The organism is Bacillus sp. S14(2024) (assembly GCF_050473785.1).
In the GTDB taxonomy this organism is placed as follows: domain Bacteria; phylum Bacillota; class Bacilli; order Bacillales; family Bacillaceae_G; genus Bacillus_A; species Bacillus_A yunxiaonensis.
The window spans coordinates 678,469-704,538 of record NZ_JBFLUP010000006.1 but is presented as its reverse complement, the minus strand read 5'-3'; the positions used below and the strand labels follow the sequence as shown (position 1 = coordinate 704,538).

Below are 26,070 nucleotides of genomic sequence, written 5' to 3'. Positions count from 1 at the left end.
ACGACAATCTATGTTGTGATATTTCTCACATCATATATACCATTCAAAAATTCTTCACAAATCTGTCCGTATTTTGTTCACATTGTATGAAATTCCTGATACCCAACCCATTACAAAAAAAGTGTACAATCTAAGTTGCACACTTTTTACTGCTTTTAATCCACTTATACTTGCGTCCGATATTCCTTACCCCATTCACACATAAGTGTAATAATTGGCGTAAGGGATCTTCCGAAATTCGTTAAAGAATACTCCACTTTTGGCGGAACTTCTTTATATACCTCCCGATGAATTACACCTGCAGCCTCGAGCTCTCGTAACTGTCTTGTTAACATGCGCTGCGTTATGCCAGGCATTAATCGTAAAAACTGATTAAAACGAATTTCTTCCGCATTCATTAAATGAAACAAAATAACCCCTTTCCATTTTCCCCCAATTACATCTAGTGTTAACTCTACCGGACAACGATATATCTCTTCATTTTTCATTTCATCACTCTCCATTAGTATACAAATTGATACTATATGCTAAAAATGTGCATACTTACATCATTTATTGTACTACTGTAGAATCTATTTTGTAATCAACTTACTATAAAAAAGTAAATTACGAAAAGGTGGTTATGTAAATGGAACATACAAAAGAAGAAATTTTAAAAGCTTATCACTTTAGACATGCGTGTAAAGAATTCGATGTAAATAAAAAAATCTCTGATGAAGATTTTCATTTCATTTTAGAAACTGGCCGACTTTCTCCAAGTTCATTTGGTTTTGAACCTTGGAAATTTGTTGTCATTCAAAATCAAGAACTTCGCGAAAAACTTCTCCCTGTAGCATGGGGGGCTCAAAAACAATTACCAACAGCAAGCCACTTTGTCGTTATATTAGCTCGTAAAAAAGAAGAAATGCTTTATAATTCTTCCTATATTTCGAATTTCATGAAAAATATTCAGAAGCTTCCAGAAGAAGTCATAGCAATGATGAGTGGCTTTTATATGAAGTTTCAAGAATCTGATTTTCAATTATTAGAAAGCGATCGTGCAATGTTTGATTGGGCCTCTAAACAAACTTACATCGCTCTTGGTAATATGATGACTGCAGCTGCTCAGATTGGTATCGATTCTTGTCCAATTGAAGGATTCAATCCAGAAAAGGTAAATGCAGTTTTAAAAGAAGAAGGAATTATTTCAGATGATACATTTGGTGTCTCTGTTCTCGTTGCTTTTGGTTATCGCGCGGAAGAACCAAAACATGATAAAACGCGTCAATCAATGAATCAAGTTGTTGAATGGATTAAATAAAGTGCAACTAACCGGGCTTTTACAGGCAGTTATCCCCCACCTATCTTCTTTGCTTCTCTCTGAATCTTGAGGTGTGGGTCTTACTGCCCACGAATAGCTGGATAAAAAATAGCACCTATCTCATCTTTCCATGATTAGGTGCTATTTCATCTTTCATTTTCACTTCATTATTTTGTAATTTCTCCTCCGTCAAAGTCATAATGATGCGTTAAAGTATACTGACCTGATGGAAGCCCCCATGCACTACTGCCTCCTGAGTTTATTGAAATATTTAAGTATACTTTATTATCTTTTAATGTAATTTCAATCTTACCAGAATGTCCCAATCCATCATTTTCAAAATTCAAGACTGCTTTATTATTTTGGAATGTTACAGTGTCATAAGCTGCAGCATGCTGTATAGCCCCTTGTGACGTGTAAGCTACTGCAACACCTGCCTCATTTCCAGATATAAAATTAATTGCTGTACTTAGATTCATTGGAATTTGATTCCAATCCTCAATCTCTGCTGGCAGGTCAACATTACTCCAAGCCCCTTGATATTCGGTAAGACCATTCGGATCCCAAATACCGTCACTTGCTAAATAGTACCACTTACCATTATCTTGAATCCAACCTGTTCGCATTGCTCCGCTTCCGCTGAAGTAATACCATGCGCCTCTTACTTGTTGCCAACCCGTTTGCATTGCTCCATTTCCGTTGAAATAGTACCATGCGCCTCCTACTTGTTGCCAGCCCGTTTGCATTACTCCGCTTCCGTTGAAGTAGTACCATACGCCTCCTACTTGTTGCCAACCCGTTTGCATTGCTCCGCTTCCGTTGAAGTAATACCATACGCCTCCTACTTGTTGCCAGCCCGTTTGCATCGCTCCGCTTCCGTTGAAGTAGTACCATACTCCATTAATTGACTGCCAACCTGTTTGCATTGCTCCGTTTCCGTTGAAGTAATACCACACACCACTTATTTGTTTCCAGCCTGTTTGTTTCACGCCGTTTTCATTGTAGTAATTCCATACAGAACCGTTTTGTTTCCAACCCGTTTGCACTGTTTGCGCTTGTTGCATTGCACCGTTTGCGCCAAGTGTATAACCGTCAATCGTTGTATTAGCTGCCATTTGGCCATTACTATAAAAATAGTACCAAGTACCATTAATAGCCTTCCAGCCTTTCGCTTTTGTGCCATCCTTATCATAGAAATACCATTTTCCATTATCCTGTTTCCAGTTATTGTGATAATGATATTCGCCTGTTTCAAGTCCATATTTTGCACAGTTTGTATAACAATGATGACCTCCGTTTGCATCTAATCCGCCAGGACTGGCATATACAGATGTCGTTGATCCAACAATAGCTAGTCCAAGTGTCATAGCTAACATTTTCATGCTTTTTTTCATATTTTCCCTTCCCCCTTCTATTTTTCTATGTATCAATCATCATTATATTACATCCAAATAATAGTAATAAACATTTATTTTACCATAAACTGTATATTTTAATAAAAGAAACAATGGATTATTTCTATTCTACAATAATTTCCATACATAATATGATTAACCATAATTCGCATTCCTATCTTCTTCGCTTTCTCTAAATCTTGAGGTGAAGGTCTTACTGCCCATTAGTACGAGATACATGTTTTTACAAAAGCGAAAAAGCATTCCTTTCATCGGAATGCTTTTTCCTTATTCTACTATACAATCTGTACGCTCCACATTCGGAGCTCCCTGTACAGTACTTGTCATCCCACTACTATTTTGAGCCCCCGGTAAAGCACTTGTCATCCCATTGCTATTCGTAGTTCCCTGTGAAGCACATGTCATTCCGCTGCTATTCTGTGCTCCCTGTGAAGTACTTGTCATACCGTTGTTATTCTGGGCTGTCTGTGAAGTATTGGTCATCCCATTGCTATTTTGAGCCCCCGGTAAAGCACCTGTCATCCCGCTATTACTTGCAGCAGCACCTGTCAAGGTGCTACCTCGTGTAATAGTTGTTGTAATTGTGTCTCCAGGTTTCAGACAAACTTCAGCTGTATTTCCGATAACGACTACAACATCCATACATGTTGGTCCTGTTGATCCGGTAAATGTTTTCGTTGCAACAAACGAAGTATCCCGCAAATTATCTCCTGTGAATATATTTCCAGAATTATTTACAATAACAAACTCCTTAATACAAACTCCCATCTTCATACAACCTTCCTATTTACACTCCTGCTGTTGAACTTATTTCCGCCGAAGTAAATTCAGTATTACCTCGTGGTGCTGTCAATGGCGTTACCCTCCCATTTAACAATCTAGCAGAGCTTGATCCACCAGCTCCACTAAAGCTCTTCACCGCAATAAACGGAGAAAGGTCATAACAATTCCCCATATTAATTGGTCCTGTATTGTTTATAATTTTAATTTTTCGAATAGTTGGATTCACCCGTAAGCCACCTTCCTTAGCAATATCTCTTTCTTTCTACACTGTATGCAAAAGAAAAAAACTTGAAACGGACGCGTTTCAAGTTTTAAAAAATTATTCCTAACAGAGATCCCCCCTGATGGAAGTTTCACTTTATTTTATTTCACCTTCATATTGCATCATGCCGCCAACCATGTTTACTGTTTTATAACCTAGTTCATTTAGGTAATGACAAACATTTTCACTGCGTACACCTGATCTACAAATAAAAATGTATTCATTTTCTTTATCAAAGAAGTCTACTTTATGCGGAATATCATTCATTTTAATATGAACCGCTTCTGGAATTTTCCCGTATTCTACTTCTTCATCTTCACGTACATCTACTAAAAATAACGTTTCCCCTTTTTCTAAACGCTCTTGTACTTCTTGTGGCATAATTGTTTTAATTTCAGACATGGAACTGCCTCCTTCTTTCGATTCATTCTCAATTTTAGCATGCAACAGCTAGAAAACAAGATATGTACCCAAGTCTCATTAGAGAATCTTTGAAATTCGCTGATTCATAAATTGATGCACTTTATTCGCAAACAAATGCGTCTCTAGCACACCTGCCATATGTCCATATATACTTTCAATCTCATACACTTCTGCAAATTTTCTATTCTTCCTCAATAATTCAACCATTTCATAATTATAACGAGAAGGCTGTAGTACATCTTGCTTACAAGGAATCATAAGGACGCTCGCTTCTACTTGTCGAAGTGCTTCTTCTAATGAAGAAAAACCGCGGGCAATATCGTGTAATAACGTTGCCTTTGCTGTATACATCCATGAATTTGCATCGACAAATGCAATATTCTGTAATGTTACTTCATGAATTGCTTCTTCAAATGAAGTTAATGTAAAGAAATCTTGATAAGGCGCAGATTCTGCATAGCTCCGCGAAAATGTCGTCTCATAATAATGCGCATCAAATGCGTTTATAAACATCATTTTAGCGGCCATATGCAGTCCTTTCACCGGTTGCTTCCCTCCGTAATTCCCCTTATTCCAAGCTGGGTCTAATTGAATTGCATCTATTGCATTTTGCAAAACATTAACAGCCGTCACAATTGGATTTTGCGGATTTGTAATGACACCAATCATTCGCTCCATCATATGTGGATAATGAACCGCCCATTGCTGTGCGATCATGCCCCCAGCTGATGGACCAATCACGGTATGCAATCTAGCAATCCCCATATGCTGTATTAATTCATATTGAATACGAGCCATATCAAGAAACGTGAAGACGGGAAAAATCATTCCATATTCTGCACCTGTTTCTGGGTTTATCGTCTTTGGCCCTGTTGTCATAACATAGGGATTTTTCACTTGCACGTTACACAGATTGTCCGTACAAATAACAAAATATTTATTTGTATCGATCGCTTTTCCTGGTCCGATTAACTCATCCCACCAACCTGGCAAAAAATCTTGCTCTGTATACTTTCCTGCTGCATGGCTCGTTGCACTAAAATAATGACATACTAAAACCGCATTTGACTTCTCTCGGTTTAACTTACCGTATGTTTCATAACCAATTTGAATTGGAATGGACGCACCGTTTTCAAATGTAAATTTCTTTAATCTGAATTCTTGTTTTTCTACATATAACACCAGTTTGCCCTCCTTGCGTAACACCTTTTTTCATTTTTTTCATACAAACAAAGTGTGATACTGAAGACAAATCAAAAAAGAAAACGGCCTTTCTTTGGTAACATATCAGAAAAAGCCGCTGCAAATATATCCTTTGTTACAAGAATACACATACGTCATCATTAATTATTTATTCGTACGATAAGGCATGATTTCCTTCTATCATAACCAAGCCATCTGTTTCACTTCCCCAAATACAAATATGTGCATAATATATAAAAATTCCCACAGACTAAAGTTATCTTATTTGGATAAAGAGGGAATACATATGTTTTTCAAATGGTTTCATAGAAAAAAGAACAGTACAGATGCAACAAAGACGGAACAAATGAAAGGCACGCAACAAACTAAGCAAACGGAGCAACAGCCGGAACAACAAGCTCAAGCAAATAAACAACAGCCAGAACAACAACAAGCTCAAGCAAGTAAGCAACAACCAGAGCAGCAACAAGCTCAAGCAAATAAGCAACAACCAAACAAGCAATATTCCAAACAAAGTAAAAATGGCATTTTCGATTTTAGTAAGCCAGAGCACGAAACAGCTCATTCACTACAAGAACTTTTTCAAAAATTACAAGAATCAAGCGATTTTGTTCGTTCCCATACTTCTGAAGACCCAGCTAAACCTTATTGGATTTCTTATTTTCGTACGTCAATGGATGGTATGAGATTACAAAATTACTTAATGCCTGCTTTATTACACCATACTGCACCAACACTAGAAGAAATAAAAGAAATGATTCCAATAAGCGGCCTTATCATTACGAGTGACGTAAAAAAAATTGAAGAAATGGTCCTAAAAGGTCACGCCATTATTCAACTGCAAGAGCATGATACGAAATGTCTACTTGCAAATATCGCAATTGAGAAATACAGATTACCGAGTATACCATTAAATGAATCAACTGTTACTGGACCGCAAGAAGGATTTGTAGAGGATATCGATACAAACATTAACCTTGTTCGTAAACGGTTGCCCGTTCTGGAATTAAAAACAAAAGAATTGCTGATTGGAGAATTTTCAAAAACAAAGGTTGTAATGATGTATTTGGATAATGTAGCAGAAAAAGAAACCGTCACATATTTAGAAGATCTCCTGAACAAAATTCAATATGATCAAATTAATGATAGCAATTATATTGCTCATCTAATGGGCGATACATCTATTTTCCCAACTTTTATTACTACAGAACGTGCTGATCGTGTGAGCAGCGGGCTCGTTGACGGAAAGATTGCTATATTTGTCGATGGTGCACCAAATATTTTATTAGCACCTGTATCTCTACTGGATTTCTTCATCTCGCCTGAGGATTACAGTGTGTCATGGTTTTATGCAACCTTTTCTCGCTTATTACGTTTTATAGCAATTATTTTTTCAATTGCCGCAACACCTCTATATGTAGCGATACTTAGTTATCACTACGAATTGATTCCAAGTGATTTGCTGGAGACATTAGTTTTATCGCGGGCACAAGTACCATTCCCGCCTTTAATAGAGGCTATTTTTCTAGAGTTAGCTATTGACCTTCTCCGTGAAGCAGGAGCACGTTTACCAATGAAGGTTGGACAAACACTCGGTATTGTAGGCGGTATTGTTATTGGACAGGCATCGGTACAAGCAGGATTAACAAGTAATATTTTGTTAATTATCGTCGCCTTATCCGCACTAGCATCATTTATTACACCGATTTATAAAATGGGCAATGCCGTTCGTGTACTTCGTTTTCCATTTTTAATACTTGCAGAGCTCTGGGGACTATTAGGAATTTCGATAGGATTTATCTTTCTTTTAACGCGACTTTTTCGATTATCGTCCCTTCGAAAGCCATATGGTTTTTTTTATCCATTTCGGAAACAGTCAATAAAAGACTCACTCATACAACTACCCTTATCTAAAATGGATACGCGTAATATTCAATCAAGACCGCAACATGTCGGTCGTTATGTAAAAGAAGCATTTAAAAAACGTATGACAGATTTTGATGAGTAGGAAACGAGGAGAGCATATGAGTACAGTTAAAACAAATTATAAAGTATCTCCCATTTTTGTTTTTTTCTTAATCCATGGTGCTCAATTCGGTGTTGGGGTTCTCGGATTTGCACGTATTATTGCAAAAGCTGCCGGATATGATGCATGGATGGGTGTAATTATTGCAGGGATAGGCGTTCACATTCTTATGTGGATGATGTATCGTCTATTAGGAAACGCAAACGGAAACTTGCTTACAGTACACCAAAATATATTTGGGAAATGGCTAGGAAATGCATTCAATCTAATGTTTATTACATATTTCTTTCTAGACAGCGTATCCGTTATACGCACATATGTAGAAATTATTCAAGTTTGGATGTTCCCAACAGCAGCTACATGGAAACTAACAATCTTTTTATGCATACTTAGTTATTACATTATCTCATCTGGCTTTCGAGTTATGACTGGTATTTGTGTTGTTTCTGTTGTCGCTACATGCGGATATATCATGATGCTGTTTATAACCATTAAATACGCTAATTTTGGAAACCTATTACCTATGTTTTCTCATTCTTTTGGGGATATTTTAAAATCAACTGAAGCGTCGATTTATACAATGATTGGCTTCGAACTCATTTTGATGATATATCCGTTTATCAAAAATCCGGAAAAATCTCATAAATTTGCACAATATGGCGTTTTGTTTTCTAACTTTTTATTTTTACTAAGTGCCATTCTTGCTTTTGCTTTTTTTAGCGAAAAACAATTATCAAAAACAATTTGGTCACAGCTATCTATCACACAAGTAATTCGTCTTCCTTTTATTGAACGTCTAGAATATATCGCCATCTCCGGCTACGCAATCATTGCAATTACAAGTTTCATCTTACCCTTATGGGGTGCAACAAGAGGATTTTATGAACTATTTCACATAAAGCAGAAATACATATTAATTTCCTTATTATTTTTAACCGTCATTATTTCACAATTCCTAACGGAACGGCACGATATTAATAACTTTATTACTCAGGTCTCAAAAGTAGATTTTTGGATGATTTACGTGTACATCCCGGTTTTATTTCTTATAATGTGGGTGAAAAACAAATGGAAAACATCAAAAAGCAAGTGATATTCCTTTTTAGTTTATGCTTACTTTTTACAACAGCATGTGTACCCAAAAGCATAGTTGACGATGTAAGCCTCCTTCAAGGAGCTGTTTTTGATGTTGCTTCAGATACAGATTCAAACAAGAAAAGAGTAAAAGTTACTTCTGTTAACCCTATCCAAAGAAAAGGGAATAAAGTAGAAGTACTTCAAGGATATGGGAATACAGTTAAACAAATTAAAATAACAACTTCTTTAGAATCTGGAAAACCGCTTGTTAGCGGACAAATGCGCGTTGTTCTTTTCACCGAAAAAATAGCTAAAAAAGGACTCTCTAGTATACTTGATACGCTTATTCGTGATGTCAATATTGGTAATGTAATATATGTTGGTCTCCTTGAAGGCGGCGGAAACGGAGAAGGTGAAAAACTACTATCAGGCAAATATAACACATCTGCTAACGTAGCAATTTACATGACAAAAATGTTAGAACATAATATGCAATCGGGGGTAGTACCAAAAGATAATTTACACCTTCAAGCTTTTCGCTATTACCGTGAGGGGCAAGATACATATATGCCTATATTAAAAAAGAAAAAGAAAAGCATTAAAATTACAAGTATGGCTCTTTTCCAAAAAGATAAGTACGTAGGAAAAATAGAAGAAAAAGATATGTTTCTTTTTAAAACACTGCTCGAAAAAAGTGAATTGGATTCACATGAATTTAAAACAAAATTAGGCTATACAATCATTAACAACATTCGTTCTTCTCCTTCTTATCATGTATATGTAAAGGACGGCAAGCCTTCCTTTTTTATTCAAGTAAAAATGAAAGCTCGCATTCAAGAGATTTCGGAGCATGCCAACTTAGAAAACAAAAAAAATGTAGACAAAATAAGAAAGGACATTGAAACAAACTTAAATAAAGATGGAGTAAAATTAATTAAAAAATTTCAATCTCTTGGTACAGACCCGCTTGCTTTAGGGGCCAAATTTAAACAACATTACAGACCTTTTAAGTTAAAAGAGTGGAAAAAAATGTACAAAGATGTTCCTGTAAAAGTTAAATTTACAGTCGATATTACAAATTCAGGCGTTATTGAGTAAAAAATTTGATTCTCTTTCCTAAAATTAAATTGAAAGAGGATCTTTTTTGGTAAAACAGAATTTAAACCTCCCTAACGTAAATCATGTTACAATAAAAGTCGGCAAAGAACGAGAAAGGATGAACAACATGACAAACGAAAAAGGTTTAGATAAAGGATATGAGCTTGTTGCGAAAATGCATGAAGTATTCGGCCACCCTGTTGCTGATGCTCCAACAAAATTAACAGAAGAGCGTGCAAAAATTCGTGCAAGCTTTATGCAGGAAGAACTAGAAGAGTTCTTAGAAGCAAATACAGTGGAAGATCAATATGATGCATTAATTGACTTAATTTATTTTGCATTTGGAACGTTCGCAGAAATGGGTGTACGTCCTGATAAAGGTTTTGAGATCGTCAACAATGCAAACATGGCAAAATTATTCCCAGACGGTAAACCACGTTTCCGCGAGGGTGACGGCAAAATTTTAAAACCTGAAGGATGGGAAGCACCAGAACCACAACTTCGTGCAGAAATTGAGCGTCAGCGTCAAGAAGCACTTGAAAAGGTAGGAAAATAACAGCGAAATCACGTCATATATCGTCGAAGGGGCTTTCTTTTGTATCGAAACACCCTTATATCTTAAAAAACGCCGGTATATTGATACTTTGAAAAGGAGCTATCTATACAGATAGCTCCTTTTCTGTTATTTCTTCTTCGGTGCTGTTTGTTGACTTTGTTTCCCTTTAGAGAAATTAGATGAATCATCGAAGTTCGGTTGTTTTTGTCCAGCGTTATTGCTTCTTCCTTTACCCATATGTATACACCCCCTTTTTCTTTATCATTCCCAAATAAAAAATCTCCTTACATAGAAGGAGATTTTCTTTAAGGAACTAACGTCCTATTCCATAGTTGTTTACTCTTACATTCATCTGTTGTTATTGATGTGGCATACCTTGATGCGGCATACCATAATGATGACCGTGATGGTAACCATGATGATGGCCATGGTGAGGATAATAACCAACATGATGATAGCCATAATGGTGATGGTATGGATGATACCCCACATGTTGATAGCCATAAGGATACCCTCCAGGATATCCTCCATATGGATGGTATCCTACTTGTGTTGTTGGGAATCCACCCATACCATACGGACTAACCATTTGTCGTTGTTCATTATAATTCATTTCGTTCACCTCTTCCTCACAATTTAATGTGTCGATGTTATCATATTGCAAAAAGAGAAATAGGTGTTTGTCTGCTCTAAAATTGAGCTCTTCCATCAGTCGGGCCTTACTGTCCACAAATAGCACGATAAAAAGAGCACCTAAAAATAGGTGCCCTTTTCATTAATTCGCTACGATATTTACAAGTTTTCCAGGAACAACAATTACTTTACGAACTGTTTTCCCTTCAATTTGCTCTTTAATCGCCTCAAGTGCAAGTTGTTCCATTTCTTCTTTTGATGCGTCTTTTTTCATTGTTAGCTTCGCACGTACTTTACCCATGACTTGAACAACGATTTCAACTTCATCTTCTACAAGTTTAGACTCATCAAATGTTGGCCAACTTACATATGAAATTGTTTCGTTATGTCCGAGCTTGTTCCAAAGTTCTTCCGCTACGTGCGGCGCAACTGGCGCTAACATTTTTACGAAACCTTCTACATATTCTTTCGGAAGTGTTTCTGCTTTATATGCATCGTTTATGAACATCATCATTTGAGAAATCGCAGTGTTAAAGCGAAGTTCTGCGTAGTCTTCTGTTACTTTCTTCACTGTTTGATGATATACTTTTTCAAGATTTTGGTTTGCTGCATCTGTAATTTTCTCGCTTAGTTCACCATTATCTTGAACAAATAGACGCCATACACGGTCTAAGAAACGACGAGCTCCGTCAAGGCCATTTTCAGACCAAGCAATAGAAGCATCCAATGGTCCCATAAACATTTCGTATAGACGAAGTGTATCTGCACCGTGGCTTGCTACGATATCATCAGGATTTACAACGTTACCTTTTGATTTACTCATTTTCTCGTTGTTTTCACCTAGAATCATACCTTGGTTAAATAGTTGTTGGAATGGCTCTTTCGTTGGAACCACACCGATATCATATAATACTTTATGCCAGAAGCGTGCATATAGTAAGTGAAGTACCGCATGCTCTGCACCGCCGATGTAAATATCAACCGGAAGCCATTGTTTTACTTTTTCAGGATCTACAAGTGCTTCGCTGTTATTTGGATCAATATAGCGTAGGTAATACCAGCAGCTACCTGCCCATTGCGGCATTGTATTTGTCTCGCGGCGACCTTTCTTACCAGTCACTGGATCAACAACATTTACCCACTCATCAATGTTTGCAAGTGGAGATTCGCCTGTACCAGATGGACGAATGTTCTCTGTTTTCGGAAGAACTAATGGTAATTCTTCTTCTTTCACAGCTGTCATTGTACCATCTTCCCAATGGATAACTGGAATTGGCTCACCCCAGTAACGTTGACGGCTGAATAACCAGTCACGAAGACGGTATGTTACTTTTTGATTTCCTGCACTTGTTACTTCAAGCCATTCAATCATTTTTGCAATTGCTTCTTCTTTATTTAATCCGTCTAGGAATGCAGAGTTAACGTGTGCACCATCACCTGTATGTGCTTCTTTCGTAATGTCTCCGCCTTCTACAACTTCTTTCATTGGAAGATCAAATGTTTTCGCAAATTCGTAATCGCGCTCATCATGGGCTGGAACTGCCATTACAGCACCTGTTCCATAAGTAGCAAGTACATAGTCAGCAATCCAGATTGGTAATTTCTCACCGTTTACTGGGTTAACTGCATAAGCACCTGTGAACACGCCTGTTTTTTCTTTCGCAAGCTCTGTACGCTCTAAATCACTTTTCGCTTTTACAGAATCAATGTATGCTTCCACTGCTTCTTTTTGTTCTGCTGTTGTAATTTCTGCAACAAGCGCGTGTTCTGGAGCAAGTACACAGTACGTCGCACCGAATAATGTATCTGGGCGCGTTGTAAATACAGTAAATTTCTCATCTGTACCGTCGATGTTGAAGTGTACTTCTGCACCTTCAGAACGACCGATCCAGTTGCGCTGCATATCTTTTAAGCTTTCTGGCCAATCAAGCTCATCTAAGTCTTCTAGTAAGCGATCTGCATAAGCTGTAATTTTAAGCATCCATTGTTTCATCGGACGACGCTCAACAGGATGTCCACCGCGCTCACTCACGCCATCGATTACTTCTTCGTTCGCAAGTACTGTACCAAGTGCTGGGCACCAGTTTACAGGGATTTCATCTACGTAAGCTAATCCTTTTTCAAATAGCTGTAAGAAAATCCATTGTGTCCATTTGTAGTAGTTTGGATCTGTTGTATTTACTTCACGGTCCCAATCATAAGAGAAACCTAATGCTTTAATTTGGTTACGGAACGTGTTAATGTTTTTTTCTGTAAATTCAGCTGGGCTATTTCCAGTATCAAGTGCATATTGCTCTGCTGGAAGACCGAATGCATCCCATCCCATTGGATGAAGTACATTATAACCTTGCATACGTTTCATACGAGATAAAATGTCCGTTGCTGTATATCCTTCTGGATGTCCTACGTGCAGCCCCGCACCTGATGGATATGGGAACATATCTAGTGCGTAAAATTTCGGTTTATCTGTTTCATCTGGCGTACGGAATGTCTTATTCTCTTCCCAATACGCTTGCCACTTCTTTTCAATTTCTTGATGATTGAAGCTCATTAAACACCCTCCATTCAAATTCTATATATTTTCACCGCCAAAAATACAAAAAACCCCTCATCCCAGAAAAGGGACGAGAGGTTATAGATTCCCGCGGTACCACCCTAAATTAATGTCATACATACATTCGCTTAGATCCGTAACGTGGATGAACGGCAATTGCTACTTCATTTCACAACTGCAACTCAAAGGCGAGTTCATAACGAAACGTGGATTGACTTGCACCAACCGTCAACTCTCTAAACCAGCTTCTATTACTACTACTCCTTATCACTGTTATTACATATGAGTTATTTAAAATATATTCTAAAACAAGTTACATGTTCCGTCAAACTAAACTGCAATTTTTTCTTCAACTGTTTCTTCAACTTTGACTTGTTTATCATAAATACTCGTTGCTATAAAGGCTATTACAAGCATTACCATGATTGCAATAAATAATACTTCCATATTATATATATCAACGATTGCTCCGCCGACAACTGGTCCAAACATTTTCCCAACAGTTGCTGCACTATTTACAACGCCTTGATAAAAACCAAGCTTATCATTTGGTGCAAGGATATTCGCAATCGTTGGAACAGCCGGCCAAACAAATAATTCACCAATTGTTAAAGTCACCATCGCGACAAGGAACATTGAAAATTGCTGCGCTTGGCTTAATACGATAAACGACACTGCGAAAATACCGATTCCGATCATAATTTGTTGTTTTAAAGAACGTTTCATCGCACGAATAATCATACTTATTAATGGCTGCGCACAAACAATCATCGCTCCGTTTATCGTCCATAATAAACTATAATGACGAAGACTAATATTCAATTCTTGCATATGCGTTGCAATCGCTCCTTGCCACTGTACATATGTAACCCAGCATAAAGCATATGCTACACATACAATAAGAAGCGCCTTGAATCCTGGTGTAAGTGACCAACCTTCTTCCGTTTTGACTGTTGCTTGTGCACCCTGTTCTTTTCGATCTTCCATACCACGAAATCCTAAAAATGCAATTAAAAAGAAAATAAAATATAAAATAAAATTTGCTAAGAAAATATAATCAAAGCGGTAAGAAGCAACTAAACCACCGCACGCTGTTCCAACAGCAATCCCAACGTTTTGTCCAACATACATCGCATTAAATGCTCTCCGTCCGCCTTCTGGCCAAACCGACCCAACCATCGCATACATCGACGGGAAAACCATTCCAGAACCAAATCCAATTAATGCAAGCCATACAACATAAAATGGCCAACCATGGAAGAATACCAATCCTAAAATCGCTAATAATGTAATAACAATACCAACTAGAATGGACTTATATCCGCCCCATTTATCAAATAAAACACCGCCGAGTAAATTACCAATTACTCCTGTTAACGAGTTAATCATTAATACCATTCCGGCCACAGATAATGACTTCCCTAAATGATCATGTAAATAAATTGTATTAAAAGGCCATAAAAAAGAAGCACCCGTGACATTAATAATCATCCCAGCTACTAATAGCCATACTTGCCTTGGCATACCTCTTCCCTCCTATTCTATTATTTTTTCGGTCTTCAATAACAGTAAAATTGTAGTCGTTTTTGGATAGGAAGGCAAATGATTAATAGTTGGTGAAATTCAGATAATGAGCTGAAATCGTGTTCATAGGAATTCTTCAACCACAATCTGAAAATATTAGTTCTCTATGTAACATCAATATATAAGAGGACGAACATTTTAAAAATTATTCCCGAAGATTTTTCGCCTCAAAATATCATTTCATGAACATTCAATATAAATATGGTGTATTATTGAATAAATTAAAAATAATGTAATGATATTAGGAGAAAAATCATGAAAAAAGCTCGTTATTATTTTATTTTTTCTCTCATCTTACTCGCTCTTTCTTGTATTCCGATGTTTCATATGCTAAGAGAGTTATGGATTGAAACAAAAATGGAAAACACTTATGAAATACACGAAGCTTATATAGGTAAAGATGGATTTGAAAATTCATTAGATGTTCAAGAATTAAATGTGAATGGTATCAATCTTAGAATAGAAGAAGAAAAAACAAATAAACTAGCACCACTCACTTCTTTTGATGCAGAAGAAAATGTTCCTCCTGGTGAAATCGTTAAGATCCATCTTTTTATAAATAATAAAGAAGTTTCTACTCCTGATGAGATATGGCTCTCTAATCGCCCAAGAGGTGGAAGGTACTTTTCATGGTTAGATGTATTAAACGTAAAAAATAAAATAACTGGTGAACAGCAAGTTTATTTTGTGCAAAGATTAACAGGCGACGAAGATCCTATAGAAGAGCAAAAGTGGAAAATCATTGGTATTAATCAAAACGGCACCTACTTCGAAGAACGCTTCACTTATGTGGAAAGAAGCAACCATGCACTTGGTGTAGAACTTATTAATTTTTCTTACACGGGCTTAATGTCAATGGGGCATCATTCAAACATAACGAAAGCATATCCAAGCATATTCTTTCCTATAATTTATCCGATACTCACATGTTTATTAGGCGTTATTTTGTTAATCATAGCTATTATATTAACAGTAAAAAAAAGAATCTCTTCCGTTCATAGTTAAAGCTCCTTCTCTACAATTGAAAGAGCTTTAACTATGATATATAAATTGAAGCTTCCATCGGTGTTTTTTTATTTCCCACTGATAGTTAGTTAAACCAATCGGGTGCATGCCAGCGAATAGCAGGATAAAGCTTATGCTAAACATACATCCTTTTCTCAAAATCCAAATGGTTGTTTCTCACACTTTACAAGATTGGACGCATACAACGATTGAAGCATAATTACTACCAATAGAGTGAATCTGAAATTTTAGCCAATTGGTTTAGGCTCTCCCCTATAAATCACGTGATTTAAATGTTCGAATCGCTATAAAAATAGCTGCTAACACATATAAAACAGCATAAACAATCATCATGTTACTCGGTGTTGAAACACTCCCGAACACGCCTTGTGAGGCTATTGATAAAGGATTGTCTGCTGAATCAAATAAATAAATTGTCATTTTACGATACATCGTATCAATTGGGAATAAAAGGCTTGCAATTATGCCCATGTTCACAAGTGCTGTTTTGTGTGCCAATGTACCGATTTGTTCAACAAATCCGCCAATAAATCCAGTTCCGTATAAAATAATTAACACAATACCAGCATTTAATGTCGCCATACGCGTGCTTAGTAATATCGCGATGCTAATTAAAATAACAGGCTGTAGCAAAAAAAGAGCCAATGCTTTTATAATCTGCGCAGCCGTGAAATCTAAATGAAACGCGCTTCCTCCCATTGTTTGATGAATGATCACAATACTTATAAACAGGAAGGCAGCATATGCAATCAGTAACAAGCATAAGCCGATCCATTTCCCCATTAAAAATGAGAAGCGTGAAATCGGTCTCGTTAACCATGTATCAATTTGATGACTTTCAATTTCATTGGCAATACTGCCAACACTACTTAAAATAGCTAGCAATGCAGTAATAAACGAAGAAAAGTATAAACCAATGCCAAGAAGTTGTGTAGAAAAGAAACTCTTGCTCATAAAATCTTGAGCTGTCGAAAGACCGCTAGATTCTCCTGGAATGATTTCACTGACGGCGTAATGAATGGCCACTCCATAAAATATTAAAAAGGCAAAAGTCATACATAACGTAATGGTAAAAATACGCTTTAACAGGATTTCTTTAAATGATAACTTGGCGATTGTCCACATGCTGCGTCCCCTCTTTCTTATTTACCCAGTACATAAACACATCTTCCAAATGCGGGTGAACCGGATTTAACTGATATACAGGAATATGTAATGATACAAACGCTTCTAACAATCTAGGAATGTCGTCTTCTTGTTGCAGCGTTATAATCCAACGTTTACGATTTTGCTGTTCTTCTATCTTCCTTACATTTTTAATAAACGAAGGCAGTTGTTTAAAAAATAATTCGCTCTTTTCACCAAGTGTTACTTCGACTTCCGTTTGAATCATCACCAATGAGCGCCAATCTCCTTGTACAATTAACTCTCCCTTATTAATAATCGCCACGTGATCACATAGATGTTCAATTTCATTTAATAGATGGCTGTTTAAAAATACGGTCTTCCCTTGTTCACGAAGCTCTTCCATTAAATGACGTACTTCTTTTCGCCCAATTGGATCAAGTGCTGATGTTGGCTCATCTAAAAAAATCAATTCCGGATCAGAAAGCAGGGCACAAGCAAGTCCGATACGCTGCTGCATTCCTTTTGAATAACCGCGAATTTTTTCTTTTTCCCTTCCCTTTAGACCAACTTTTTCAATAACCTCATTCATTTTTGCTTTCCGCTCTCGAAAAGGAAGATCGCATAATTTCGCATGCGTTTCAAGTAACTGCCATCCAGTCAGCCAATCAGGATAGCGAAATAGTTCAGGTAAATAGCCAATGCGTCGTTTGGATTCAATTGTCCCAATCGGGTGTCCTAACATTTGCGCTGTTCCAGAATCCGAATGAAGTAAGCCTAGCATCGTTCGTACAAACGTACTTTTCCCGGCACCATTAGGACCTATAAATCCGAATACAGTACCGCGCGGCACCTCTAATGAAATGTTGCGGATACCGCCTTTTCCGTTATATTGTTTTGTTAAGTTCTTCGTTTGAATAATCCAGTCTTCGTTCATGTTTTACCTCCGCCCTATACAGGAACAGAGCCGCCCCTTTTTGCGGAGCCGCTCTTGTTCAATCATTATTTTAATTCATTTGCAAGTTTAATAAGATCACTTGCATTCATATCTTTCCCCTGCTCCTTATGTTGCTCCATCATATGCATTTTCCCGTCTTTCTCCCAAATAAGCACATTTTCATATTCTGTATTATATAAAACGGCCTTTACTCCTTGAACACTTGTCTCTGATACTTTTGCATCTTTTGCTACATAAGGAATCGGCAATGTATGTGTCCAATCTTGAATACCTGCAAGTTGCGTTTTCACATTCCCAGGAATAATTGGAAGCTCTAAAACTGTTTTTTGTAATTTCGTAACGTCTACACCTTCTGGAACAGAAATTTTTGGTGCATCAATCACATTATAAGAAAAACCACTTGCTATTCGATTGCCCTCAGTTTCTATTTGTGTACGTATTGATTCCGGAACTGTGATCGAAAACTGCTTACCATTCAAAGCACTCTCAAACTGTGTATTGCTTTGTAGCTGTTTCAACAATTTATTTGCTTTTTCTGTATCGAGTTCAAATTGCATAATAAATGACGGGTTCACATGCACATTCGTTACACGGTATCCATTTGGCACTTTTGGGACAGCATATCCAGCTTCTCTTGCTTGCTGCTCTGACTGAAAATGAGCATCTTTTTTACTTCCGTTATCTTTGATTCCTATTTTCCCAATTCCTTTAATGGACTTTTCTCCCTCTTCCGTTTTAGAGATCCATCCTTCAATTTCACGTAAGTCCGAATCGGTAAGTTGAACGAGCTGTACATTCTTTACTCGAAAAATCGATAACAAGCTGCTTGCTCCTGCTCGTACTTCTGGAACTGTTAAAGACACACACACAACTGCCGCCGCTGCTGCAGCAGTAATCCAACGTTTAGATGATTTCTTCATATTATGCCATCTTCCCTTCTTTTTACTTTCTTCACTATTTCTTTCTTCTGTTTTATGACTTTTAATATTCTGTTCAAATGTTTTCCAAGCTTGATCAACATCGATATCAATTTCTTGACTAACGTTTGTATATTCATCATCCAATACAACTTCTACCCATTGATTAAGCTTGCTCACTTCTTCTAACGTCTTTTGACATTCTTTACATTGGTCAAGATGCTGAATATATTGTTTTCTGTCATCGCGGTTTAATTCTCCATCTAAATACGCCTGAATAAATCCAATATCTTGGCACTTCACTTGTCACTCCTCCTTCATCACTCTATACATCTTCCGAAATTTCGCTTTCGCTCGTGCTAGCAATGTTCCAACCGAAGATACTTCCATATGAGTAGCCTCCGCGATTTCTTTGTATTGAAACCCAGAAAACTTCATTAATAAAAGGGTACGTTCCCGCTCATCCATTTCTTTTAATGTATTTTGTACACGAGTAATTTCTTCTTTTTGAATACATTGTTCTTCCGATGACGGACTGCTAATTGACTGTTTATTATTAGCTTCTTTTTCGATTCTTGCTTGATGCCTTTTTTCAGAGCGCAAATAGTTATACGCTGCATAAATGGATGCTTTTGCAAGCCATGCTGATAAACTTTCAATCTGTTTCCATTCTGTATGATATAATTGCAAAAATACTTCTTGCGCTAAGTCTTCAGCAATTGCTTGATCTCGCACAATCCGCATAATTTGTCTAACAACGTGAGCATAATATTGTTTAAATACATCCTGAAACTGTATATGTGAAACTGAATCTTGTTCATATATATTTAGCAATGAAGCTTTCACCTCCACTCGTTTCTTCCTCCTTATTAGTCGCTTTCACTATAAAGAAACCATAAATTAACTATTTGTGACAAAAAAATAAAAAATATTTTCTTATAATCGTTTCATCTTGTATTGAAACCAGTTTTAATCCCTTATCCTCTAAGGGATTTTATTGGAAGGCACGTACAAAGCATAAATCTATAAAGTGAAACTTTCATCAGTATTTTTTCATTACTACTAATAGAAAGTCCGCTTTCATTAGTTAGGCGAGAGCACCTAGCCACACATAGAATTTATCCATAAAATGGTATAAAATACATATAACCATTTTTAAAGGAGAAGCAAATGGATACAAAAAAAGCACAAATAGAAATTAAGAAAACAAAAAGAAAAGTAGCAGTTGTATTATTTTCTATGTTGATCATTGGAGTTAGTTTTGTATATTGGAAGTTTTTTAGCTTGCAGGGTGTTCCAAAAGGTGAATTGATTCAAGAGGTAAACTCTCCAAATGGTACATATACGTTAAATGCCTATATCACAAATGGCGGAGCGACTACAAGCTTTGCGGTGAGAGGTGAACTTATTTTTAACAAACGTAAGATATTTAAAACAAAAAATATTTATTGGAATTACAAAGAAGACCAAGCCAATATTGAATGGAAAGATGAAGATACTGTTATTATCAATGGCCATACGTTACACGTACCAAATGAAACATATGACTTTAGAAAAGATTAGAAATAAAACCTAATTTGGAATTTAAATATCAAAAGAGTTCGTAACACATAGATAATACGTCTAAATGAACACAAGAAATGAAAGAATCCATAAATGAATAAAAAGATGAAATACATCATCTAAAAACAGAAAAAGAAAAATACGTAAATAATGATAGAGAGGATACGAATGACATACTATGAAAAAAGCTAGGGAAACATTCATGTATTCTATCGAATGTTCCTTAGCTTTTTTCCATATTTGTTATTGAATGAGATACATTTAGTTATAGTACTGTATCTAATTCTACAATTTTTAAAAATCGATTATGCCAAATGTTTTCGTGATGTGTAATAATGGTTTGTGCTTCTAATACTGTACTCGTTATCGTACTATGAGTATTCTTATAAAGAATGTTATTTTGATAACCTAAACTATAAGCAGCTCGAATTGTAGTATCCAAGCAAAATTCTGTTTGTGCTCCTGCAAAAATAATTTGCTCAATTTCTTTCTCTTTTAAGTAGTTTAATAGTTCTGTTTGATAGAATGAATCCCATTTCGTTTTTTGAATAACTTTATCTGAAGAAGTTTTCATTAGCCCCTTATGTAATTGCCACCCATCTTTCCCTTCAAACATTTCATCTGTTTCCTCTGTGCCCGTATGTTGAATGAAAATAACTGGGATATTTTTCTCGTGAGCGTTCATGATTAATTCATTTATATTTGCAACTACCTGTTCCTTGTCGTACAAAAAATTTTGCGGTTCATTAAAAAAGATCTCTTGCATGTCAATAACAACTAAAGCTTGCTTCATTATCTTTTCACATCCTATTCGTTTCTTTGTAATTATAACATTTTATTCAAACAAAGGTCCCACACTTAAAAAGACATCCTGCAACCAAAAATTACGCTCGATACAAAAAACATAATAAAATAAGTAGGAAACTATTAAAGTCCCCTACTTATTACCTTTAACTATTCTGCTTTATACAAATCAACGCGTTCAACAAAACCATCATAAAAGTATGCATACAAGGTATAGTTTCCACGATGATATGCAAGGGCCTCGCCATCCATACCACCTTCTATGCCATCAGGTTCACCGAGCCATTCTTTTAATTCTTTTACAGATACATTGACTGGCATCCAGACTCTGCTAACTTCTGTAGGAAACATATCAAGACCGTAACCATTATAGATTGCAGTATTAGGTGAATCGCATTCTGTACAACCTGCTTCCCACCATTCGTCCGGTGCACCAAATTCTCTTTTAACTTCTGAGAAATCTTTTCCAATCACATCATATCCAAAAGGTCCTAATTTTCCTTCATTTAAAGCAGTTTGTAAAGTACGTTTTATGTCTACAGCTTCTGACTTCATTGCACCGCTTGAGTCAAAATAATAGTCTTTTCCGTTAATTGTTTTAAAACCTGTTAGCATAGATCCATTCGTATTTAAGTAATACCATTTTCCGTTTACTTGTTTCCAGCCTGTTGCCATAGAGCCGTCTGCATTTAAGTAGTACCATTTCCAATCTACTTGCTTCCAGCCTGTTTGCATAGATCCATCTTCATTTAAGTAATACCATTGTCCATTCACTTGTTTCCATCCCGTTGCCATAGAGCCGTCTGCATTTAAGTAATACCATTGTCCATTTACTTGTTTCCAGCCTGTTGCCATAGAACCGTCTGCATTTAAGTAATACCATTTTCCGTTTACTTGTTTCCAGCCTGTTTGCATCGCACCGCTATTCTCTAAGTAGTACCATTTTCCATTGATGTACTTCCAACCTGTTTGCATAGCGCCATTTTGGTCTAAGTAATACCATGAACCATTTATAAACTGCCATCCCGATGTTTTCTGCCCACTTCCGTTATACAAATACCAATTTCCACTTTCTTGCTTCCATGACATTCCATTTCCAGCCGCGAATACATTTGCTATATTTGCGAACATAGCTAACCCTAACATACATGCTACTAATTTTATTTTCATTTCTTTCCCCTCCCTCTTCCATATCATTTTACCACACAAAAATTCCCATATATGCCCATTTGGAAATTAATACCATTTTTTCAGAACACTATTCTTCAATTATCAAACATTGATAATTGAAGAATAGAATTTATCACCCTCAAATATTAAAATCTATTAATACGAAAAAATACCGAGCATCCTGTGCTCGATATTTTTCAAATCCTATTCTTCTTTCAGAAGAATAATTTCTTTATACAATTAAGAGGCAAATTTATATTTGACGCTCCATATGCGTTGCACCAATCCAATAAGAAACAGCCAGCATTACTTAATTACTATGATGAAAATTTCACGGTTTTGGAGGGTTTACATATTTATCGTTCACTTTTACGCCTACTCCTTGGTCATAAACCATTTTTCCACCGAAATACCCTACAGAAAGGATCGCAACAGAACATATTACTGAAAGCAAACAATATACAACCAGTATAGACCTTTGAAATTCCTTCCTTTTAATAATGAAGAAGGTACGGAAAGCAACGACAAGAAACGCCAATATAGTGGTAAGATCCGCTAAGTTTTGATGATACTCGAAAATATTCGTATTTCCTCTTGCATCCTCTTCTGGACCTGTGCCAACCGCAATCCAAGCAAAAATAAAAGCAAGCATCCATAGCCAATAACCTTTTCTAGGCGAAAGCTCACGGTGCGTGATAATCCAAAATAAATCGTAACATGTAGCCATAATAATTAACACAATAGGAAAATGTACCATGATGGGGTGAATATGAGAAAACACTTCTTGAAACATCTTTTTTCCTCCTCTAGAAAAAATGTATACCAAGAATTCTATTATTTGAGTTTTAAAATTTCTTTAAAAATACAATTCATATTCTTAACGAAAATAGCTATTTTAACCATAATGAATCAACTGATCAAAATGACCTTCTCTTTAGTGCCTCACCACATTGCCATCAAGCTAAGTTTTAACAGCTAAAACTATTACTTACATATCAAACAAAAAGGGTCCCCGACTGAGTATCGAGAACCTTTTTGTTTTTCAGGAATATATTTCTTTTAAAATTTTAGGAATATGACTCATAAACAATATATAATTTTGTTTTTTCGTTTTAATTAAAATCCGATTCGTTGTACCGTATGGGGCACCTATTCGAATTGCATCAGCCCTTTCGCCGCCGTAAGTATCATCTTCGGTAATTTCAATGATTTCTTCCAATGGAATATTAACTGTTGCAAATTGCCACTTAATAATTAATTCTTTTTCCGTTTTTTTAACATCAATCCCTGCCGTAAACATATAATCAGAACCTTCCTGTTAATTTCTTTTCAATTTCATTATAATTAAAATCCCTTTATTTATCATTACATGTTTTTATTTCCATTTATCTCTTTTGCAATAAAAAAAGCACCTTATTCGATAAGATGCTTTTTTTGTATTCTTATTTTAGTTTTCCTACTTCAGTTAACACAGTATCTAAATCTGCCGCTGCTTTATTTAGAGTTTGTACATCAAGCGGTTCGACTTTTGCACCTGCTTCGATTGTGTGAAGCGGTGTTTCTAGCTTTTCATATAAATCAGCATTCTTTTCTTTTACTGAATCTTCAAATGTTTGCCATGTTTTCTCTAATTGTTCTGCATCGCCTTTTACTTTGGCAGCATCCTTTGCTTGTAATTGAGCTTTCAAATCGCTCACTGTTTGTTTCATGCTAGTTGCCCCATCAGCAATAGAGACTGTTTTTTTCTCAGATGCCTGTTCCGTAGTTTTCGTACTTTCAGCTTTCTTTTCTCCTTGCGCTCCGCAAGCACCTAATGCTAGAGAAGTTGCTACGATAACCGGTAAAATTAGTTTGCGAGATTTCATATTGTTTCCTCCTATTGAGCCTGTTTTTGTTGTTGTGATGCTAACTTTGTATCTTTTTTCTTATTCCATACTGCAAGTATTACCGCAGCAACAAGAAGAATTACTTGTGGGATCGTACTTTCCCATGATGGATAAATCGCGAAAAAGTCTATAGTTGGGATTGAAAGGTGCGTAGCTGGCAATAATCCAGCAAGTTGCAAGCCATGAATCCCCATTCCTGTGAATTTAAAGCACAAGTAAAACATGAGAATACTTGAAACTAAGAAAAATGGACGCATCGGAATTTTCAAGCCTACCTTTAAAATTAAATACGATAGGATGATGAGTATAACAGCTCCAAGCGCAATGCCTATTAACAGACTTGATATTTTAATGGAAGATGCCATACCAATGAAAAACAATACAGTTTCTGTTCCTTCACGAAATACCGCAAGGAATGACAAGATCGCTAATGACCATAGACTTCCCGCATTCAATGCTTTTGTGCTTTGGGTACGAATATACCGTTGCCACTCTGCAATACTAGATTTACTATGAAGCCAATAACTCATGTACATCAGCATCACTGCAGCAAATATTCCCGTCCATCCAGCAATGAGAAAGTTATTACTCCCAAATGCACCTGCGGAGAAGAGCATATTCACAATTACACCAAGAATGATACTAACGCCAAGCCCTGTTCCAACACCAATCCAAATCCATTTGCTCTTCTCTTCATGTCCAGCCTTTTTTAAGAAGCCGAGCAACGCTACAACGACCAATAGCCCTTCCAATCCTTCTCGTAACAGAATAGTAGTTGCATCTAACATGTTATAGCTCGTCTTCTCAACAAGCGGTGCTAAGTAATTCCGCATGTCTTCAATTGTTCGTTTAGCCCCTGCTATATCAGGAGAATCGGAAGCAAGCATAGCATACGAAGTAACCATATCACGCTCAGCATCTCCGTATATTTTTGAGGACTGCGTCAACACTACGCCCTCTACATCCAACCATGAGGAACGAAATGTCTCAATATCCTTTTTCGCTCCTTCAATGTCATGTTTGTCGATTTTAGAAAGTGAATCATTTAAAAGGGTAATCAAACTAGCCACGTCCGCTTTTTTTGTATTCCCCTCGTCTTTTTGAGTAGATGTAGCAGAGAACTTACCGGCAATAAATTTATCGTTTACGTCCTTTAGTTTTTGAAGTGCTGTCTCTACCTTTTCTTTATTTGCTGGTTGCTGAGCAAACGCAAATTGCACCTGCCCCATTGCATCTTCAATATCGCGATATGCTTCTGAAGATTGTTTTTTGATTCCATCTTCAATGGAAAGCCATGTCGATCTAAAGGCTTCATATTGTTTGGAAGCTCCATCTATATCTCCTTGTTGTACAAGCTGAAGTGCTTGTATAACCGGTTTATTTGCTTTTCCTAAATCATCTGCCGCTGTTGCAGCAAACCCACGGAATGGCAAACTTATGAAACCTAATAACACAATTAGTAAAAAGGTATGTACTTTCCACCTCATGTTAACCCCTCATTTCTATATATCAACAATTTCCCATTAAATGTAATGTAAATAACATTGAAAATCATTATCATTTAAATCGCTAACAAAATTATAGGATTTTATATTTCGAATGTCAATCATATTCTTTGCATTTATCCTCTGCATAAAATTACCATATGATTAAAGAAAAATATTTCCATTTGAAACACGCAATTAGAGCGTTTATTTAGTAACCATA

Annotated in this window: 24 protein-coding genes, 3 pseudogenes and 1 other annotated feature; of the genes and pseudogenes, 7 read left to right on the top strand and 20 right to left on the bottom strand. The window is 36.5% G+C overall.

Features of this window, described 5'->3' with window-relative positions; translation table 11 throughout:
• Positions 1-164 precede the first annotated feature (164 nt).
• Entirely contained in the window at positions 165-503 is a 339-nt protein-coding gene (locus AB1279_RS03875; RefSeq protein ID WP_429757887.1) for a winged helix-turn-helix transcriptional regulator, read from the bottom strand.
• A 125-nt stretch (positions 504-628) separates the two neighbouring features.
• On the opposite strand from AB1279_RS03875, the gene AB1279_RS03870 reads away from it, so the two are divergent.
• Positions 629-1,300 (top strand): NAD(P)H-dependent oxidoreductase, encoded by a 672-nt coding sequence (locus AB1279_RS03870; protein ID WP_429757886.1) that lies wholly within the window; start codon positions 629-631, stop codon positions 1,298-1,300.
• A 167-nt stretch (positions 1,301-1,467) separates the two neighbouring features.
• On the opposite strand, the gene AB1279_RS03865 is transcribed toward AB1279_RS03870, so the two are convergent.
• The 5 genes and pseudogenes from AB1279_RS03865 to AB1279_RS03845 form a co-directional block, all read right to left on the bottom strand.
• Complete coding sequence (locus AB1279_RS03865; RefSeq protein WP_429757885.1) at positions 1,468-2,694, bottom strand: YHYH domain-containing protein; 1,227 nt, start codon at positions 2,692-2,694, stop codon at positions 1,468-1,470.
• Between the two features lie 513 nt (positions 2,695-3,207).
• Positions 3,208-3,483: pseudogene (locus AB1279_RS03860) on the bottom strand (hypothetical protein); the annotation flags it as partial.
• A 19-nt stretch (positions 3,484-3,502) separates the two neighbouring features.
• Complete coding sequence (locus AB1279_RS03855; RefSeq protein ID WP_429757884.1) at positions 3,503-3,724, bottom strand: spore germination protein; 222 nt, start codon at positions 3,722-3,724, stop codon at positions 3,503-3,505.
• A 132-nt stretch (positions 3,725-3,856) separates the two neighbouring features.
• Entirely contained in the window at positions 3,857-4,162 is a 306-nt protein-coding gene (locus tag AB1279_RS03850; protein ID WP_098306683.1) for a rhodanese-like domain-containing protein, read from the bottom strand.
• Between the two features lie 78 nt (positions 4,163-4,240).
• The gene (locus tag AB1279_RS03845) at positions 4,241-5,365 is read right to left on the bottom strand and encodes an alpha/beta fold hydrolase (protein WP_429757883.1); all 1,125 of its coding nucleotides are present in this window, start codon (positions 5,363-5,365) and stop codon (positions 4,241-4,243) included.
• 307 nt (positions 5,366-5,672) lie between these two features.
• Here AB1279_RS03845 and AB1279_RS03840 point away from each other — a divergent pair, with 307 nt between their 5' ends.
• From AB1279_RS03840 to AB1279_RS03825, 4 genes are all read left to right on the top strand, one after another.
• The gene (locus AB1279_RS03840) at positions 5,673-7,394 is read left to right on the top strand and encodes a spore germination protein (protein ID WP_429757882.1); all 1,722 of its coding nucleotides are present in this window, start codon (positions 5,673-5,675) and stop codon (positions 7,392-7,394) included.
• A 16-nt stretch (positions 7,395-7,410) separates the two neighbouring features.
• Positions 7,411-8,505 carry a GerAB/ArcD/ProY family transporter gene (locus AB1279_RS03835; RefSeq protein ID WP_429757881.1) on the top strand — a complete coding sequence of 365 codons (1,095 nt, stop codon included), beginning with the start codon at positions 7,411-7,413 and terminating at the stop codon, positions 8,503-8,505.
• Positions 8,481-9,587: a Ger(x)C family spore germination protein gene (locus AB1279_RS03830; protein ID WP_429757880.1), complete on the top strand. Its 1,107-nt coding sequence runs from the start codon at positions 8,481-8,483 to the stop codon at positions 9,585-9,587. The genes AB1279_RS03835 and AB1279_RS03830 overlap by 25 nt, the downstream gene beginning before the upstream one ends.
• Positions 9,588-9,714: 127 nt before the next feature.
• Positions 9,715-10,143 (top strand): HAD family hydrolase, encoded by a 429-nt coding sequence (locus tag AB1279_RS03825; protein ID WP_429757879.1) that lies wholly within the window; start codon positions 9,715-9,717, stop codon positions 10,141-10,143.
• 358 nt (positions 10,144-10,501) lie between these two features.
• Here the strand turns inward: AB1279_RS03825 and AB1279_RS03820 are convergent, their stop codons facing one another.
• From AB1279_RS03820 to AB1279_RS03810, 3 genes are all read right to left on the bottom strand, one after another.
• On the bottom strand, positions 10,502-10,756 hold the full coding sequence (locus AB1279_RS03820) for a hypothetical protein (protein ID WP_429757878.1): 255 nt from the start codon (positions 10,754-10,756) through the stop codon (positions 10,502-10,504).
• A gap of 162 nt (positions 10,757-10,918) precedes the next feature.
• The gene (gene leuS / locus AB1279_RS03815; RefSeq protein ID WP_429757877.1) at positions 10,919-13,327 is read right to left on the bottom strand and encodes a leucine--tRNA ligase; all 2,409 of its coding nucleotides are present in this window, start codon (positions 13,325-13,327) and stop codon (positions 10,919-10,921) included.
• A gap of 66 nt (positions 13,328-13,393) precedes the next feature.
• Positions 13,394-13,610: a binding site (T-box leader), on the bottom strand.
• A 50-nt stretch (positions 13,611-13,660) separates the two neighbouring features.
• Positions 13,661-14,854: an MDR family MFS transporter gene (locus AB1279_RS03810; RefSeq protein ID WP_429757876.1), complete on the bottom strand. Its 1,194-nt coding sequence runs from the start codon at positions 14,852-14,854 to the stop codon at positions 13,661-13,663.
• 315 nt (positions 14,855-15,169) lie between these two features.
• On the opposite strand from AB1279_RS03810, the gene AB1279_RS03805 reads away from it, so the two are divergent.
• Positions 15,170-15,919, top strand: a complete 750-nt coding sequence (locus tag AB1279_RS03805; protein WP_429757875.1) for a hypothetical protein — start codon at positions 15,170-15,172, stop codon at positions 15,917-15,919.
• 273 nt (positions 15,920-16,192) lie between these two features.
• On the opposite strand, the gene AB1279_RS03800 is transcribed toward AB1279_RS03805, so the two are convergent.
• From AB1279_RS03800 to AB1279_RS03785, 4 genes are all read right to left on the bottom strand, one after another.
• A complete protein-coding gene (locus AB1279_RS03800) occupies positions 16,193-17,065 on the bottom strand; it encodes an ABC transporter permease (protein WP_429757874.1) in 873 nt (290 codons plus the stop codon).
• On the bottom strand, positions 17,037-18,002 hold the full coding sequence (locus AB1279_RS03795; RefSeq protein WP_429753446.1) for an ABC transporter ATP-binding protein: 966 nt from the start codon (positions 18,000-18,002) through the stop codon (positions 17,037-17,039). The genes AB1279_RS03800 and AB1279_RS03795 overlap by 29 nt, the downstream gene beginning before the upstream one ends.
• Before the next feature lie 65 nt (positions 18,003-18,067).
• Entirely contained in the window at positions 18,068-19,243 is a 1,176-nt protein-coding gene (locus tag AB1279_RS03790) for an anti-sigma factor family protein (RefSeq protein ID WP_429757873.1), read from the bottom strand.
• Between the two features lie 3 nt (positions 19,244-19,246).
• A complete protein-coding gene (locus AB1279_RS03785) occupies positions 19,247-19,774 on the bottom strand; it encodes an RNA polymerase sigma factor SigX (protein WP_429754420.1) in 528 nt (175 codons plus the stop codon).
• A gap of 336 nt (positions 19,775-20,110) precedes the next feature.
• On the opposite strand from AB1279_RS03785, the gene AB1279_RS03780 reads away from it, so the two are divergent.
• Positions 20,111-20,503, top strand: coding sequence for a DUF5412 domain-containing protein (locus AB1279_RS03780; RefSeq protein WP_429753444.1), 393 nt, complete (start codon positions 20,111-20,113; stop codon positions 20,501-20,503).
• Positions 20,504-20,768: 265 nt separating this feature from the next.
• On the opposite strand, the gene AB1279_RS03775 is transcribed toward AB1279_RS03780, so the two are convergent.
• From AB1279_RS03775 to AB1279_RS03745, 7 genes and pseudogenes are all read right to left on the bottom strand, one after another.
• Complete coding sequence (locus AB1279_RS03775; protein ID WP_429757872.1) at positions 20,769-21,296, bottom strand: isochorismatase family protein; 528 nt, start codon at positions 21,294-21,296, stop codon at positions 20,769-20,771.
• A gap of 161 nt (positions 21,297-21,457) precedes the next feature.
• A pseudogene (locus AB1279_RS03770) lies at positions 21,458-21,916 on the bottom strand (S-layer protein); the annotation flags it as partial.
• A pseudogene (locus AB1279_RS03765) lies at positions 21,917-22,396 on the bottom strand (choline-binding protein A); the annotation flags it as partial.
• Between the two features lie 412 nt (positions 22,397-22,808).
• Positions 22,809-23,270: a DUF2231 domain-containing protein gene (locus AB1279_RS03760; protein WP_429757871.1), complete on the bottom strand. Its 462-nt coding sequence runs from the start codon at positions 23,268-23,270 to the stop codon at positions 22,809-22,811.
• A gap of 249 nt (positions 23,271-23,519) precedes the next feature.
• Positions 23,520-23,777, bottom strand: a complete 258-nt coding sequence (locus AB1279_RS03755; protein WP_429757870.1) for a hypothetical protein — start codon at positions 23,775-23,777, stop codon at positions 23,520-23,522.
• 142 nt (positions 23,778-23,919) lie between these two features.
• Positions 23,920-24,342: a hypothetical protein gene (locus AB1279_RS03750; RefSeq protein ID WP_429757869.1), complete on the bottom strand. Its 423-nt coding sequence runs from the start codon at positions 24,340-24,342 to the stop codon at positions 23,920-23,922.
• A gap of 11 nt (positions 24,343-24,353) precedes the next feature.
• Positions 24,354-25,850, bottom strand: a complete 1,497-nt coding sequence (locus tag AB1279_RS03745) for an FTR1 family iron permease (RefSeq protein ID WP_429757868.1) — start codon at positions 25,848-25,850, stop codon at positions 24,354-24,356.
• Positions 25,851-26,070 lie beyond the last annotated feature (220 nt).